General features: G+C 71.0%; 12 protein-coding genes. 4 read left to right on the top strand and 8 right to left on the bottom strand.

What is annotated here, in order from left to right; translation table 11 throughout:
- Position 1: 1 nt before the first annotated feature.
- Together menE and ACIRVH_RS43310 are read left to right on the top strand one after the other, a co-directional pair.
- A complete protein-coding gene (gene menE / locus ACIRVH_RS43315; protein WP_403965622.1) occupies positions 2 to 1,516 on the top strand; it encodes an o-succinylbenzoate--CoA ligase in 1,515 nt (504 codons plus the stop codon).
- A complete protein-coding gene (locus ACIRVH_RS43310) occupies positions 1,513 to 1,968 on the top strand; it encodes a MaoC family dehydratase (RefSeq protein WP_403965621.1) in 456 nt (151 codons plus the stop codon). Before menE ends, ACIRVH_RS43310 begins: the two co-directional genes overlap by 4 nt.
- A 4-nt stretch (positions 1,969 to 1,972) precedes the next feature.
- Here the strand turns inward: ACIRVH_RS43310 and ACIRVH_RS43305 are convergent, their stop codons facing one another.
- Genes ACIRVH_RS43305 through ACIRVH_RS43270 form a run of 8 tightly spaced genes read right to left on the bottom strand, consistent with a single transcriptional unit; the run spans position 1,973 to position 13,504 of the window.
- Positions 1,973 to 2,815: a hypothetical protein gene (locus ACIRVH_RS43305; RefSeq protein ID WP_403965619.1), complete on the bottom strand. Its 843-nt coding sequence runs from the start codon at positions 2,813 to 2,815 to the stop codon at positions 1,973 to 1,975.
- Entirely contained in the window at positions 2,815 to 4,506 is a 1,692-nt protein-coding gene (locus tag ACIRVH_RS43300; RefSeq protein ID WP_403965617.1) for a PHP domain-containing protein, read from the bottom strand. Before ACIRVH_RS43300 ends, ACIRVH_RS43305 begins: the two co-directional genes overlap by 1 nt.
- A gap of 25 nt (positions 4,507 to 4,531) precedes the next feature.
- Complete coding sequence (locus ACIRVH_RS43295) at positions 4,532 to 6,364, bottom strand: LamG-like jellyroll fold domain-containing protein (protein WP_403965615.1); 1,833 nt, start codon at positions 6,362 to 6,364, stop codon at positions 4,532 to 4,534.
- 45 nt (positions 6,365 to 6,409) lie between these two features.
- Complete coding sequence (locus tag ACIRVH_RS43290) at positions 6,410 to 9,334, bottom strand: glycoside hydrolase family 2 TIM barrel-domain containing protein (RefSeq protein WP_403965613.1); 2,925 nt, start codon at positions 9,332 to 9,334, stop codon at positions 6,410 to 6,412.
- Positions 9,334 to 10,170, bottom strand: a complete 837-nt coding sequence (locus ACIRVH_RS43285; protein ID WP_403965610.1) for a carbohydrate ABC transporter permease — start codon at positions 10,168 to 10,170, stop codon at positions 9,334 to 9,336. The genes ACIRVH_RS43290 and ACIRVH_RS43285 overlap by 1 nt, the downstream gene beginning before the upstream one ends.
- Before the next feature lie 14 nt (positions 10,171 to 10,184).
- Positions 10,185 to 11,141 carry a carbohydrate ABC transporter permease gene (locus ACIRVH_RS43280; protein ID WP_403965608.1) on the bottom strand — a complete coding sequence of 319 codons (957 nt, stop codon included), beginning with the start codon at positions 11,139 to 11,141 and terminating at the stop codon, positions 10,185 to 10,187.
- Positions 11,141 to 12,427 (bottom strand): ABC transporter substrate-binding protein, encoded by a 1,287-nt coding sequence (locus tag ACIRVH_RS43275; protein WP_403965606.1) that lies wholly within the window; start codon positions 12,425 to 12,427, stop codon positions 11,141 to 11,143. The genes ACIRVH_RS43280 and ACIRVH_RS43275 overlap by 1 nt, the downstream gene beginning before the upstream one ends.
- Positions 12,428 to 12,478: 51 nt before the next feature.
- Positions 12,479 to 13,504: a carbohydrate kinase family protein gene (locus ACIRVH_RS43270; RefSeq protein WP_403965604.1), complete on the bottom strand. Its 1,026-nt coding sequence runs from the start codon at positions 13,502 to 13,504 to the stop codon at positions 12,479 to 12,481.
- A gap of 141 nt (positions 13,505 to 13,645) precedes the next feature.
- Between ACIRVH_RS43270 and ACIRVH_RS43265 the strand changes: the two genes are divergently transcribed.
- A complete protein-coding gene (locus ACIRVH_RS43265; protein WP_403965602.1) occupies positions 13,646 to 14,410 on the top strand; it encodes a DeoR/GlpR family DNA-binding transcription regulator in 765 nt (254 codons plus the stop codon).
- Positions 14,407 to 15,744: a 6-phospho-beta-glucosidase gene (locus ACIRVH_RS43260; protein WP_403965601.1), complete on the top strand. Its 1,338-nt coding sequence runs from the start codon at positions 14,407 to 14,409 to the stop codon at positions 15,742 to 15,744. Before ACIRVH_RS43265 ends, ACIRVH_RS43260 begins: the two co-directional genes overlap by 4 nt.
- Position 15,745 lies beyond the last annotated feature (1 nt).

Here is a 15,745-nt window from a genome sequence, read left to right as displayed (position 1 = left end):
GATGCGCAACGAGGGAGTGGGGTCGTGGCCCGCACGCCGGGCCCGCAAGACCCCGCACCGCACAGCGCTGGTACACGGTGACAGATCGACCGACTACCGCACACTGCACACCCGCACCACCCGGCTGGCCCGGGCATTGCGCGCCCGGGGCGTCCGCCGCGGCGACCGCGTCGCCTACCTCGGCCCCAACCACCCCGCCTATCTGGAGACCCTGTTCGCGGCCGGCGTGCTCGGCGCCGTCTTCGTCCCGCTCAACACCCGTCTCGCCGGCCCCGAACTCGCCTACCAGCTGGCCGACTCCGGCACCCGGGTCCTCGTCCACGCCCCCGCCCGCACCGCACTGCCCGACGCCCCCGAGGTGCGGACGTACGTCGAAGTGGGCGCCGACTACGAGGAGTTGCTGGCGTCGGCGGACGGCGAGCCGATCGACGAGCCGGTCACCCCCGACGACACCTGCATCATCATGTACACCTCGGGGACGACCGGTCGGCCCAAGGGGGCGATGCTCACCCACGGCAACCTCACCTGGAACGCGGTCAACGTCCTGGTGGACACCGACCTGACCGCCGACGAACGCGCCCTGGTCTCGGCCCCGCTGTTCCACACGGCCGGCCTGAACATGCTGACCCTGCCGGTCCTGCTGAAGGGCGGCACCTGCGTCCTGGTGGAGTCCTTCGACCCACAGGCCACCTTCGACCTGGTCGAACGGCACCGGATCACCTTCATGTTCGGCGTGCCGACCATGTTCGACCAGATCGCCCGGCACCCCCGCTGGCCCGTCGCCGACCTGACCTCGCTCAGGACCCTCACCTGCGGCGGTTCACCCGTCCCGACCCCGCTCATCGCCGCCTACCAGGAACGCGGCCTGACCTTCCTGCAGGGCTACGGCATGACCGAGGCCGCGCCCGGCACCCTGTTCCTGGACGCCGAGCACGCGGTGGGCAAGGCCGGCTCGGCGGGCGTACCGCACTTCTTCAGCGACGTCCGGGTCGTGCGGCCCGACCTCGCCCCGGTGGACGTGGGCGAGACCGGCGAGGTCGTCGTGCGCGGGCCGCACGTCATGTCCGGCTACTGGGGGCTGCCCGAGGAGTCGGCCGCCTCCTTCGCCGACGGCTGGTTCCGCAGCGGGGACGCGGCCCGTGTCGACGCGGACGGCTACGTGTACATCGTCGACCGCATGAAGGACATGATCATCTCGGGTGGGGAGAACGTCTACCCCGCCGAGATCGAGGACCTGCTGCTCGCCCACCCCGGCATCGCGGAGTGCGCGGTCATCGGTGTCCCGGACGACAGGTGGGGCGAGGTGCCCCGCGCGGTCGTCGTACCCGAGGCGGGCGTGGACCTCGACCCGGACGAGGTGCTGGCCTCGCTGGCCGGCCGGCTCGCCAAGTACAAGATCCCCAAGTCACTGATGGTCGCGGACGAACTCCCGCGCACCGCCTCCGGAAAGCTCCTCAAGTCCCGGGTGCGCAAGCACTTCGGTCACCGACTCCCGCAAGGAAAAGGCACCTCATGAGCGTCACCGTCAACGGTCTGGACGAGCTGAAGAAGCTGGCCGGCAGCGACCTCGGCACCAGCGAGTGGATCGAGGTCACCCAGGAACGCATCGACACCTTCGCCGACGCCACCGGCGATCACCAGTGGATCCACGTGGATCCCGAACGCGCGAAGGAGGGCCCCTTCGGCACCCCGATCGCGCACGGCTACCTCACCCTCTCCCTGTTCATCCCGCTCTTCACCGAGCTGCTGGACGTCCGGGGCGTGACCACGAAGGTCAACTACGGGCTGAACAAGGTGCGTTTCCCCGCCCCGGTGAAGGTGGGCTCGCGCATCCGGCTCGCCGCGCGGCTCGCCTCCGTGGACGAGGTGCCGGGCGGGGCGCAGATCGCCGTCGACGGCACGATGGAGATCGACGGCGGCGGGAAGCCCGCCGCCGTCCTGCAGAGTCTCTCCCGTTTCTACGCGTGAGCGGCTACCGCTGCCGGTAGGCGTACACGGTCGTCGCGACCGCGCACACGCCCGGCGGGATCACCTCGGCCCGCAGCGTGCCGCTGCCCGGGTCGTAGTCGACGCCCTCCGCCTCGAACGTGCCGGTGCACAGGCTCTTCTGCGGCAGCCCGAACAGGCTCGTCACCGTGCCGGTGACGGGCTTGCCGTCCAGCGGGTGCGGCAGGTCGACCCGGAGCAGCGGCCTGCTCTGCGGGAAGAGCGCGCCGGAGGCGTCGTCCGAGGCGCACACCAACCGGGTGGCGGTGACGAAGTCACAGCCCTGGATGTCCCGCACCGGCTTGTCCAGGCTGATCTGCCCGGCCTGCGCCAGCGACCCGCCGGTGGCCGGCGTGGCCGGGTTGAGCAGGGGCGCCGGGAACACCTGGAGCCGGTTCTGGTCGCCCCATTCGCCCGACACCAGCCACTGGCCGTCGGGCGAGACGGTCGCGAAGGAGTTGTTCACCTTCTCGCCGGGATCCAGCCGGTGCACGTAGTCGTACCGCTTCCCGGACGGCGTGGTGACCGCGTACATCTTCGACGTGGCCGTGTCGGCGCCCTGGTAGGCGTCGAAGACGTAGCCGCGCGCGACGTCCGGGTCGCCCACGTGGTTCCAGCCCTTGATCCGCAGGTCCAGCGGGATGTCCAGCAGACCGCGGTGCAGCAGCGAACCGTCCGCCCGGCTCGCGAGCCCCTGACCGCCGCCGAGGGTGTCGGTGTACGACGTCCCGGCCTGCGCCCACTGGGGGCCCTCGGCCGCGGAGGCGCTCGGGGCGCCGAGGGCCAGCGCGCCCAATAAGACGGTGAGGGTGAGCAGATGGCGTCTCATCAGACTCCTGCCACGTCGACGAAGATGGGGTTGGAATAGAACCACGTATCGGCCCACGGGTCACCGTTTCCGGGCTCGTGGGTGATCGGCCCGTGCGGGTCGATCGCCGCGCCGAGGTATCCGGCGCCGTGCCGGTTGCCGTCGCTGCCGCGCAGGCGCACGTAGAAGGACTCGTCGCCCGCGGTCAGCGGGATGCGCAGGGTGTACGTGCCGTTGCGGCCGCTGACGTCCTTGCTCTGGACGACCTTGGTGTCCGGCGCCTGCCAGCCGTCGCGGTCGGCGACCGGGCCGCGCACCGCGCCCCGGATCACGTCCACGTGCGCCAACCGGGGCAGGATTCCCTGCGGGTTGGCCCGAGAGGCGGTGGTCACCGTCACGAACAGCGTGATCTTCTCGCCCCTGCGGACGCGCAGCCGTCCGCCCAGCGTGACGCCCCGCCCGAAGTCGCAGTCCCGCTTCAGCCGCACGTCGAGCCCGTCGAGCAGATGCCCGTGGTCCAGCCAGATACGGCCCGCGCGCAGGCCCGCCATCACGGCGCGATAGCCGTAGCCGGTCACACCGACGTGGGTCCGGCTGAACTCACCGGGCCAGAAGTCGCTGCCGGGCTGCGGGGTGTCGGTGTCGACCGGGTCGGGCAGCCTGCCGGTGTTGTCGAAGTTCTGGCCGGGCTGCCAGTCACCGTTCTTCCAGGTGTCGAAGACGGTCCGGTGGTTGTCGGAGTTGGTGGTGATCGAGAACAGCCGGCCCTCGGCCAGCATCGAGTCCCACAGACCGCCGACCGTCGAGGTCGCCCAGTCGAAGCCGCCGTACGTGAGGTAGGCGTCCGCCGGGTAGCCGGCGAAGGAGTTGGCGGACGGCTTGTTCTCGTACTCGCCGCGGATCGACGCCGAGCCGCGCCAGTCGGGGATGGCCGCGCCCTGGGCGCCGGGCGCGCCCTCCATGCCGATCATGATCTCGGGGGCCGCGTCCCGCCAGTTGCGCATCTCGTGCGGGGAGTCGATGCCGAGGCGCAGCGGATGGTTGGCGAGGACGAGGACGTCGTCGACGTAGCCGGTGCGGCGCTGCTCGGCCAGCCACTGGATGGCCTTGACGGCATGGGCCTCGTTGCGGGCGGTGTTGGCGTTGCCCGGGGCGCCGTCGGTGTAGCCGAGCAGCTTGCCGTCGTAGGCCAGCTCGAACTGGGTGAGCAGGTCGACCTCGTACGGGCCGGGGGCGGCGAAGACCGTGCAGTGCTCGGCGGCCGGGATGTACCACTCCAGGCCCTGGAAGATCAGCTGACGCGGGTTCTCGGCGCGGGCCTTGAGGATCTCCTGGTGTTCCAGCGCGGCGCCGTAGCGGGCGTGCCCGAAGTTGGAGTGCTCGTTGAACACCATCCAGTCCAGGCCGTACCTGGCGGCGGCCTGGGCCTGCTGCGAGAACGTGTACTTGGCGTCGTGGCTGTACACGGAGTGGACGTGGTGGTCGCCCACGAGGTAGGCGAGGTGCGGGTCGTCGCCGCCGAAGCCCTTCTTGTCGGAAGCGGCGGAGGCGGAGGTGGCGGCGAAGGCGGGCGTCGCGGCCGAGCCGAGGGCGAACGCGGCGCCGAACAGGCCGGCGCGGCGCAGGAGTCCGCGTCTCGACACGCCCTGCGCGTCGAGGGATGCGGCGGACACGGACGGGTCGGCCCAGGCGGGCAACTGCTGCTCGGTCATGATCGTCAAGTCCTCTGCGAAGGCGTCAGTGGGTCATGAAGGAGGTGACGGGCAGCGCCCGTTCGGCGATGCGGACGTCGCCGAGGAGGCCGTGCAGGATCTGGTCGATCCGGTCGGCGTACTCGTAGCCGCCGAGCAGCCAGGGCAGCCCGGCCGAGGCGATGCCGGCGGCGGCGGCGTGCGGGTTGCGGGCCACGGGGCAGCCCTGGACGTACATCGTCGTGTGCCGTCCGTCGTTGACCACGGCCAGGTGCCACCACTTCTCGCGGGCGGTCTCGTCCCCCCAGTTGGTGGCGAGCTGCTGCTGGTCGAGCGGACGGACCGCCCACTGCGGGCCCGGCCCGTCGGAGATCGAGAGGGTGGCGAGCGGCTCGTCGGGATCGTCCGTGACCGGGCCGGCGGAGCCGTTGCGGCCGGTGCGGCTGACCAGCCCTGACCAGGCGTTGTGCCCGGCGTCCCAGTCGGCGGGCAGGCGGTAGAACACCTCGATGGTGTAACCGTCCTTGAAGGTGGCCGAGTTGAGCGGGGCTCCGTCGACCGTGCGCAGGTAGGCGCCCTTCAGCGGGGACTTGTAGCCCTGGAACTCCAGGCTGCCGTGGCCCGGCTGGTCGGGGTGGTGGTCTGCGGACCAGCCGAGCGAGCCGCCGCCCACCGGGACCACGGTGAGGTCGTTGCCGCGGCCGGACAGGTCACGGACGGTTCCGGAGACGGGCGCATCGAAGCGCCAGTACGCGACCGTGCCCCGTATCAGCATCTCCGAAGCGGGCCGCGCCGGGCGGGCCGGCACCGGGTCGAAGCCGGAGAACCGCTCGGCGAAGTCGATCTCGACCGAGAAGCGGTCCGCGTCGCCGCTCAGCTCGATCTCCTGCCGCTCCAGCTCGCCCAGACCCCCGGCGGCCCGGCCCAGGATCCACGGGGAGATCGTCTCCACGTCGATGACGCCCCGGTCCAGGTCGAAGCGGTAGAGACGGATCATCGCGGCGCCGCCGAAGTAGCGGTTCTGGTAGTTCGTCAGATGCAGGTGCACCTCGTTGCCGGCCGCGTTCTTGCGGGTCGCGCGGCCCGCGGGCCAGTAGTGGCCGTTCAGGGTCAGGAAGATCTGGTCGTGGTCCTCGATGAGCTGGTCCCACAGCTGCTGCCCGTAGGCCGACAGGGTGTCGTCCTCGACGACCAGCTCGTGCGTGGTGAGGACGACCGGCGTCTTCGGGTGCTGGGCGAGGACCTCCTTCGCCCAGGCGTACCCCTTTGCCGACAGCCGCCAGTCCAGCGCCAGCACCATCCACTCCCGTCCGCCGGCCCGGAAGAGGTGGAACGTGTTGTAGCCGTCGGGCGAGGCCCCGCCGAACGTCTTCGTGCCCCGGAAGCGCTGCGGCCCGAAGGCGCCCAGGTACGGTGTCGCCCCGCGTCGGTCGTCCGTCGAGGACCGCACGTCGTGGTTGCCTGCGAGGACGCTGTAGCCGACGCCCCGCCGGTCGAGGATCCCGAACGCCTCACCGATCGCGGCGAATTCCTCCTCGGCGCCGTTCTGGGTGAGGTCGCCGAGGTGGGACAGGAAGACGATGTTCTCGTCCCTGCCGTGCTCCAGCAGATAGCGCAGGGAGGCCTCGATGGGCGCGGAGTTGATGCTCGGTCCGTCGAAGAGGTACTGGGTGTCCGGCATCACCGCGAGCGTGAAGCGGCGGCTCTCCGGATCGGGCCGCCAGCGGGAGGCCGACCCGGGCGCCGCCTCGGCGGCGGTCGGCAGGGCGACCCCGGCCGTGGCGGCGGCGCCGAGCAGCGCCGTGGCCCTGAGGAAGCTGCGTCGTCCGGCTCCGGCCTGCGCGGCCTCGTCCTGGGGGTGGTCATGCGAAGTACACACGTGTGCTCCGTGAGAGGTGACGGGGGAGAGGAGGCGTGGGGGGAGTCAGAGAACGCGCAGGGTCCAGCTCCAGCGGTGGACCCCGGCCGGAACGAGGTAGGAGGTAGCGGTGTCGGGCCCGCAGGACGCGGTGCCGAGACCCCGGTGCGCGGCGTCGAGGTGCACCACGCAGCCCGGGCGCGGCATCAGTTCGTCATGGTGGGCGGCGGAGGTCAGGTCCTCGGCGCGATAGCGCGTCACGGACACCTGCCGCGGCTCGTCCAGCTCGACCGCGAGCCCGGTGGCGTCCGCGGCCGACAGCGTGAACCGCCGTACGCCGTGCCGGCCGCCGCTCTCCTGCGGGCGCAGATACGGCGTGAACAACTCGTCCACCGGCAGCGCGTGATGGCCCACCGGTGCGCCCGCCGAGCGGTCCGGGTACGACTCCCAGGGACCCTGCCCGAACCACTCCAGCAGATCGAGCCCCGGCACCGTCTCGAACACCGAGCCGACCCGGGCCACATCGTCGAACCCGGCGGGCAGTTCGGCCGATTCGGCCACCCGGATGCCGCCCTCGACCGGGAAAAACTCCTGCCGGTGCCGTACGACACCGGCCGTCCCCGCGTACTCGGCGAGCACGGTCACCGTCCCGCCCTCACGGCGCACCGAGACGACCTTGCGGACCAACGCGTCCAGGCCCCAGGTGCGCCAGCGACGGGCGACACCGCCCAGCTCGTCGTTGTCGGTGGGCGCCCGCCACAGGGACAGCACCGGCGCGGCCGCCAGCATGGGATGCGTCAGCAGCCCGTCGTCGTCCACCGCCACCGGCGGCCCGGCCGCGGCCGGCCGCGGCTGCGGTACGACGGCCGCCCGCAGCCGTACCTGCGGTGCGCACACCTCCGTGCCGCGCGGCGCCCACGGCTCGTCCTCGGCGGTCGTCACGCGCAGCGTCAGCCACGCCTCGCCGCCGTCCCGCGGCAGCGCGAAGGGCAGCGGCACGGCGGCCGTCTCGCCGGGCCGCAGATCGGGCAGCTCGGCCGGCGCGGTCAGGACGCGGCCGTCGGCCAGGGACAGCTCCCAGCCGGCCGCCAGCCAGTTCAGACCACGGAAGTGCTGATGGTTGGCGAGGACGATCCCCTCGTGCCGGTAGCACCGGATGCGGACGGGCGCCGCCAGCTCACGGTGCTCGTACATCACGGGCTTGGGCGTGCGGTCCGGGAAGACGACCCCGTCGGCGATGAAGGCACCGTCGTGGAGGGTCTCGCCGAAGTCGCCGCCGTACGCCCAGCGATGGCCGGGCGCGGCGACACCGTTGTCATGGAGCCCGGCGCCCGCGCGCCCGGCCGGTCTTCCATCGCTCACGCGCTGCAGAATTCCGTGGTCCCAGAACTCCCAGATGAAGCCGCCCTGAAGACCCGGCGTTGACTCGATGGCCGCCCAGTGGTCCGCGAGCGTGCCGTTGCTGTTGCCCATCGCGTGCGAGTACTCGCACTGGATCAGCGGCTTGGTCTGCTCCCCGGACCGGGCGTGCGCCACACAGTCCTCGATCGGCGCGTACATCGGGCAGGCGATGTCGGAGGCCACGTCCGGATCCGCCCAGCCGCACTTGGCGGCCCCCTCGTACTGCAGGGGCCGGGTCGGATCGTGCCGCCGCACCCAGCCGGCCGCCGCGTCGTGGTTCGCGCCGTAGTCGGACTCGTTGCCCAGCGACCAGATGATGACCGACGGGTGGTTCTTGTCCCGCAGCACCATCCGGGAGACCTGGTCCACGAAGGCGTTCAGATAGCGCGGGTCGTCGGCGATCTCGTGCGCGTGGTCGTGCGACTCGATGTCGGCCTCGTCGACGACGTAGAGGCCCAGCTCGTCCGCGAGGTCGTACAGGGCCGGGTCGTTCGGGTAGTGCGAGGTGCGGACCGCGTTGAAGCCGAACTGTTTGAGCAGCACGAGATCCGCGCGCATGTCGTCGTACGACACAGTCCGCCCGGTCAGCGGGTGGAAGTCGTGCCGGTTCACACCCCGGATGACCACGCGCTCGCCGTTGACCAGCAGGTCCCGCCCGACGATCTCGACGTCCCGGAAGCCGACGCGGTGGCGGGAGACGTCGGCGACCGTGCCGTCGGCGCGGTGCAGACGGACGGTGAGGTCGTACAGCTCGGGTGTCTCGGCGGTCCAGGTGCGGACCTCGGGGACGGCGGCGCTGATCCGCGCCTCGCCGAGGAAGTCGGAGATCCGCTCGCCCTCGGCGTCGGCCCGGTCGAACTCCTCGTCCTGGGGGAGGGGCTGCCCGTCCAGCTCCGCGCCGACGAACCACCCGTCGGGCAGCGCGGCACCGCCCGCGTCCCGCACCCGGCACTCCACCTGCAGTGCGCCGTCGAACCCCGCCCGGACGGTCACATCCGCGAGGTGCAGCGGATCCGTCGCGTACAGCAGCACCGACCGGGTGATCCCGCCGTGCCACCACTGGTCCTGGTCCTCGATGTGCGTGGCGTCCGACCACTTCACCACGGTCAGTCGTACGACGGACCGCTCCCCGGCGCGTACGACACCCGACAGGTCGAACTCGGCGGCCAGGTGGGAGTCCTTGGAGATGCCGACGGGATGCCCGTCCACGTGCACCAGCAGGACGCTCTCGGCGGCGCCGACCTGGAGGACGACACGGCGGCCCGACCAGTCGGCCGGGATGTCCACCGCACGTTCGTGGACGCCCGTGGGATTGTGCGTGGGCGACCGTGGCGGGAATTCCGCGTACGGCATACGGACGTTCGTGTACTGCGGAAGGTCGTCCGTGTCCTGCATGGTCCAGACACCCGGCACGTACGCGGCCGACCACGTACCGCGTACCGCGGCCTCCGGCGCCGGGAGCAACTGGAAGCGCCACTCGCCGTCCAGGGACACCGAGTCCCGTCGACGGTCGACCGCGTGCATCGGCAACCGCCCCCAGGAGGTCACCTCGGGCGCCTCCCAGGGAAGCAGCGCCAGCAGGGGGTCCATCAGCGGATGGCCCCCTTGCCCAGGTCCCCGATGATCTGCCGGGCACCGGCCGCGAAGACGATCAGCAGGGGGACGAGGCCCAGCAGCGCGCCCGTCATCACCATGCCGTAGTCCGTCGTTCCGTGAGTGCCGTTGAGCTGGGAGAGGGCCACCTGGAGGGTGACGTTGCCGGGGTCGGTGAGGGCGATCAGCGGCCAGGCGTAGTCGTTCCACTGACCCATGAAGGTGAAGATGCCGAGGAAGGCCAGCCCGGGCCGGACCACCGGCAGAGCCACGTGCCAGTACTGGCGCAGGAAGTGCGCGCCGTCGATGCGGGAGGCGTCCAGCAGCTCGTCGTGGATGGCGCCGCGCATGTACTGGCGCATCCAGAAGATGCCGAACGCGTTGGCGGCCGCCGGCACGATCAGCGAGGTCATCGAGCCGATCCAGCCGAGCTTCGCCATGATCACGAACTGCGGGATGGCGGAGAGCTGCGCCGGCACCATGAAGATGAGCATCAGCAGCCCGAACAGCAGCCGCCGGCCCGGGAAGACGAACTTGGCGAACACGAACGCGGCGAGCGAGTCGAAGAAGAGCACCAGCGCGGTCACCGAACCCGCGACCAGCAGGGAGTTCAGCATCGAGCCGAAGAAGTCGACGCTGTCGAAGAGGTGGCGGACGTTCTGCAGGAAGTGCGAGCCGGGCAGTAGTTTCGGCGGGTAGGAGAAGATCTCGCTCGACGTGTGCGTCGACATGATCACGGCCCAGTAGAACGGGAAGGCCGACAGGAGCAGCCCGATGACCAGGACGGCGTGCAGCGCGATCCCTCTGCCGCGGGTTCCCTTGATGGTTGCCATGGTGACCGGCCTGCCTATTCTTCGCCCCGGCGCTGCAGCAGGCGCCAGTTGATGATCGAGAAGAGGACGACGACGAGGAAGATCCCCCAGGCCACGGCGGCCCCGTAGCCGAAGTCGTTGTTGTCGAAGGTCTGCTGGAAGAAGTAGAGGACCATGGTCCGGCCGGCGTGGCCCGGGCCTGCGGAGAACGTGGAGTCGTTGGCCGTGGTCTGCAGCAGCACCTGCGGTTCGGAGAAGCTCTGCAACCCGGTGACCGTCGACACGACCAGCACGAACAGCAGCACCGGCCGCATCATCGGCAGCGTGATCCGGAAGAACGTCTGCACGGGACCGGCACCGTCCATACGGGCCGCCTCGTACAGCTCACCGGGGATCGTCTGCAGTCCCGCGAGGAAGATGATCGCGTTGTAGCCGGTCCACTGCCAGGTCATCAGGGTGGCGATGGCGACCTTGATGCCCCACGGTGTGTTCAGCCAGGCCACCTGGTCCAGGCCGGCCGCCTGCAACAGGGCGTTCACCAGGCCGAAGTTGGTGGAGAACACCGAGCCGAAGATGATCGCGACGGCGACGACCGAGGTGACGTTCGGCAGGAAGTAGGCGAACCGGTAGACGTTCCTGAGGCGGACCGCCGAGTTGAGCATCACGGCCGTGACCATCGCCAGGAAGATCATCGGGAAGGTGGCCAGCGCCCAGATGAGGACGGTGTTCCCGACCGAGCTCCAGAAGTCGCTGTCGCCCAGCAGGTACCGGTACTGCGACAGGCCCGCCCACTCCATGGAGCCGAGGCCGTCCCAGCGGTGGAAGGAGACGTAGAGCGAGAAGCCGACGGGGATCAGGCCGAAGCCGAGGAAGAGGAGGTAGAAGGGGGAGATCGCGGCGTAGAGGTGCCAGTACCTGCGCAGGCCCTTGCGGGGCTGCGGGGCGGCCGTCCGTTCCACGGTGACCGGGGGCTTGTCCAGTGCGGTGGCCATCAGTAGCTCACCCCCAGGTGCTGCGCGATCCGCCGGCACTTGCTCATGGCGTCACTCCAGGCCTTCCTCGGGTCCTTGCCGAGGACGCCGACGTTCTTGATCTCGTCCTTGAGGGGCTGCCCGAGCGCGACGTCGTACGGGCTGTTGTGGGCGACCGCGATCCGCTGCGCGGCGGGTCCGAAGACGTCCATGGTCACCTGGCCGCCGAAGAAGGGGTCCGGCTCGCGCAGTTGGCCGAGGCCGTAGGAGGCGGGGGTGGAGGGGAAGAGGCCCGCGTCGACGAAGCCCTGGGCCTGGTTGGCCGCGTTCAGGATCCACGTGATGATCTGGAAGGCCCGCTCGGGCTCGCGGCACGCCTTGGTGACGGAGAGGAACGAGCCGCCGTTGTTGGAGGGGCGCACCGGCATCTGGGCCACCCGCCAGCGGCCCGTGGTCTTCGGCACACCGCTCTTGAGGTCGTTGGTCGCCCAGGAGGCGTTGAGCTGGCTCGGCAGTTTGCCGTCCTGGATGGCGGAGAACTGGTCCGGGGTGCCGTTGACGAGGTCCGAGACGATCTTCCGCTGCTTCGCCTCCACGGCCAGCGCCCAGGCCTGGCGGACATGGTCCTGGTCGCCGATGAAGCGGCGGTCCTTGTCGACGTAGCGCCTGCTGCCCTGCTGCACCACGTTCTCGAAGACGGCGTTGACGTCGGTGAGCAGATAGGTCCCCGGGATCCGCTTCCGCAACTGCTCGCCCGCCGCGAAGAACCTGTCCCAGGTGTTCAACTCCCCGGAGACGTCGGCCGGTTCGTACGGCAGCCCGGCCTTCCGGAAGACGCCGTACTGGTAGTAGTGCGCGACCGGGCCGCAGTCGATCGGGAAGCCGATCATCGTGCCGTCGTCGGCCGTGCCCTGGTCCCACTTCCACGACAGGTACCGGCCGCGGTACTTCTCGGCGCCGAGGGTGCGCAGGTCGACGAACTGGTCGGCGTTGGGCAGATAGGACGCCATGTCCTCGCCCTTGAGGCCCGCGATGTCGGGAATGTGGGCGCGGCCGGTCATCGTGGTGATCAGCTTGGACCGGTAGTAGCCGCCGATCTTGATGGGCCGGAGGTCGACGGAGCCGCCGTAGCGTGCCTCGGCCCTCTTCAGGACCGTGTCGCCGAGGCCGCCGTCCCAGTACCACAGGACCATGTTCCGGCCGGTGGAGCCGGTCGGAACGGCACAGCCGGACGCCAGGCCGCCGAGCGCCGTGGCGGCCGCAGGGGCCAGGCCCGCGCGCAGCAGGCCTCTTCGTGAGAGCCGCACAGCTCCCACCGCCTTTCGGATCTGTTCGGGACTTCGCATGGGTGCGGGGGTTCAGTGCCGGTGCTGCCGTACGGGGGGAGTGACCGGGGCGTACCTCACGGGCGGGCCCGGGTCCGCCGGAAGGCGGTCGGCGAGAAAGCCGTACGTGCGCCTGAGTTCGGGGTCGGTCAGGGAGCGCCACCAGCGGGCGACGCCGTACCAGCCCGGTGCCGCCAGTGCCCCGCCGTGCCGCTGGACGGAGAGGCCGGCGGCCAGGACGGCGAACCGCAGCCGTTCCTCCAGGGGCCAGCCCGCGAGCGTGGCGGCGACGAAGCTCGCCCCGAACACGTCACCGGCGCCCGTCGCGTCCACGACATCGATGTCAAGCGCCGGGGCGTCCGCGTACTCGCCGGTGGTCTGGTCGACGGCGAGCGCCCCGTCGCCGCCGCGCGTCACGACCGCCACCGGGACCAGTTCGGCGAGCGTGCCGAGCGCGGCGACGGCGGTGTCGGTGCGGGTGTAGGCCATCGCCTCGGCCTCGTTGGGGAGGAAGGCGTGGCACAGGGAGAGTTGGTCGAACAGGTCGCGGGACCACTGCTGAGTGGGGTCCCAGCCGACGTCGGCATAGATGTGGGTGCCGTTCGCGGCGGCCTTGGCGAGCCAGGCGCGGGGCTCCGCCTCCAGGTGCACGAGGGCGGTGCGCGCCTCGGGCGGGTCGCCCATCAGTACGTCCTGCGAGTACGGCGGCTCGCTGCCGTGGGTGACCAGGGCCCGGTCGCTGCCGTATGCGAGGGAGACGGTGACCGGGGTGGGCCAGCCGTCCGCCCGGCGGGAGAGGGAGAGGCCGACGCCCTCCTGGCCGGCGAGGATCTCCTGGCAGTGGGCGCCGTAGAAGTCGTCGCCGAAGACGGTGGCGAGCGAGGTGCCGAGGCCGAACCGGGAGGCGGCCACGGCGAGGTTGGCTATGCCGCCCGGGCCGCAGCCCATGCCCGAGGTCCAGATCTCCTCGCCCGGTGTCGGCGGTCCGTCCAGACCCGTGAGGACGAGGTCGTAGAAGAGCAGCCCGGTCAGCAGCACATCGGGCCGGTCGTCATCCACGGTGACGTCCTCTCGTCGGAACCGTTCGTCAGAGCTGTTCAATTTCGGTGCACGGAATCGTGCGCCGCTGCGAGAGTTTGGTCAATACCCGAGCAGAAGTGAGCATGGATTTGATTGAAGATGACGAGTAGTGTTCATGGCGTGCTGGCAGAACGACGACACCAACTCATCCTGCGAGCCCTGCGCTCCGGCGGGCCCGCGGCCGTGACCGACCTCTCCGAACAGCTGGGCGTCAGCCCCGCCACGATCAGGCGCGACCTGGTCAAACTCGAGGAGGACGGCCTGCTCACCCGGGTCCACGGCGGCGCGGTCGCGGAGGAGGGCGACCAGCCCTTCGCCGAGGTCGCCGAGGTGCGCGTGGCCGAGAAGGACGCCATAGCGGCGTGCGCGGCGGCGATGGTCGAGGACGGTCAGTCGGTGCTGCTCGACATCGGCACCACCGCCTACCGGCTCGCCCGCCAGCTGCACGGTCGCCGGCTCACCGTGATCACCAGCAACCTGGTGGTCTACGAGGAGCTGGCCGACGACGAGGGCATCGAACTGGTGCTGCTCGGCGGCATGGTCCGCCGCGAGTACCGCTCCCTGGTCGGCTTCCTCACCGAGGACAACCTGCGCCAACTGCACGCCGACTGGCTCTTCCTCGGCACCAGCGGAGTGCGCCCGGGCGGGCAGGTGATGGACACGACGGTCGTCGAGGTGCCGGTCAAGCGCGCCATGATCAAGGCCGGTGACCGGGTCGTGCTGCTCGCCGACGCGGCGAAGTTCCCGGGTACGGGGATGGCGAGGGTCTGCGGTCCCGAGGACCTGGACGTGGTGGTGACGAACGCGCCGGTCGACGCGGTGACCCGCTCCGCACTGGAGGAGGCGGGCGTCGAAGTGGTCCTGGCGGGAAGGGTGCACACGTGAAGCTGACGATTCTGGGCGGCGGCGGATTCCGGGTGCCGCTCGTGTACGGGGCGCTGCTGACGGACCGCGCCGAGGGGCGGGTCACCGAGGTCGTCCTGCACGATCTGGACGACAGCCGGCTGCACGCGGTCGCCCGGGTGCTGGAGGAACAGGCGTCGGCCGTCGCCGACGCCCCCCGCGTGACCGCCACCACCGACCTCGACGAGGCCCTGCGCGGCGCCGACTTCGTCTTCTCCGCGATCCGCGTCGGCGGCCTGGAGGGCAGGGCGAACGACGAGCGGGTGGCTCTCGCGGAGGGCGTGCTCGGCCAGGAGACGGTCGGAGCCGGCGGGATCGCCTACGGCCTGCGGACGGTCCCGGTCGCCGTCGACATCGCGCGACGGGTGGCCCGCCTGGCGCCCGACGCCTGGGTCATCAACTTCACCAACCCGGCGGGACTGGTCACCGAGGCCATGTCCCGCCACCTCGGCGACCGGGTCATCGGCATCTGTGACTCACCGGTCGGCCTCGGCCGCCGGATCGCCCGGGTCCTCGGCGCGCACCCGAACGAGGCGTGGATCGACTACGTCGGCCTCAATCACCTCGGCTGGGTGCGCGGCCTGCGCATCGCGGGCCGCGACGAACTCCCGCGCCTGCTCGCCGACCCCGGCCTGCTCGGCTCCTTCGAGGAGGGCAAGCTGTTCGGGGCCGACTGGCTGCGGTCCCTCGGCGCGATCCCCAACGAGTACCTGCACTACTACTACTTCAACCGCGAGGCCGTACGCGCCTACCAGCAGGCCGAGCAGACCCGCGGTGCCTTCCTGCGCGACCAGCAGGCGCGGTTCTACGAGGAGGCCCGGCGCGCGGACGTCTCGGCCCTCGCCGCCTGGGGCCGCACCCGCGCCGAACGCGAGGCGACCTACATGGCCGAGGCCCGGGAGACGGCCGGCGCCGGCGAGCGCGACGCCGACGACCTCTCCGGCGGCTACGAGAAGGTGGCTCTCGCCCTGATGCGGGCCATCGCCCGGGACGAGCGCACGACCCTGATCCTCAACGTCCGCAACCAGGGCACCCTGTCGGTCCTCGACCCGGACGCCGTCATCGAGGTGCCGTGCCTGGTCGACGCCAACGGGGCCCACCCGGTCGCCGTCGATCCGCTGCCCGGCCACGCCACCGGTCTGGTGTGCGCGGTCAAGGCGGTCGAGCGCGAGGTGCTCGCCGCCGCCGAGTCCGGTTCGCGCGCCACGGCCGTGAAGGCCTTCGCGCTGCACCCGTTGGTCGACTCCGTGAACGTGGCCCGCAGGCTGGTCGAGGGCTACACCCAGGTCCATCCGGGCCTGGCGTATCTTGAGTAAG

Source organism: Streptomyces sp. NPDC101165 (assembly GCF_044768135.1).
Taxonomy (GTDB): Bacteria; Actinomycetota; Actinomycetes; order Streptomycetales; family Streptomycetaceae; genus Streptomyces.
This window is presented reverse-complemented; position numbering and strand designations above follow the sequence as displayed.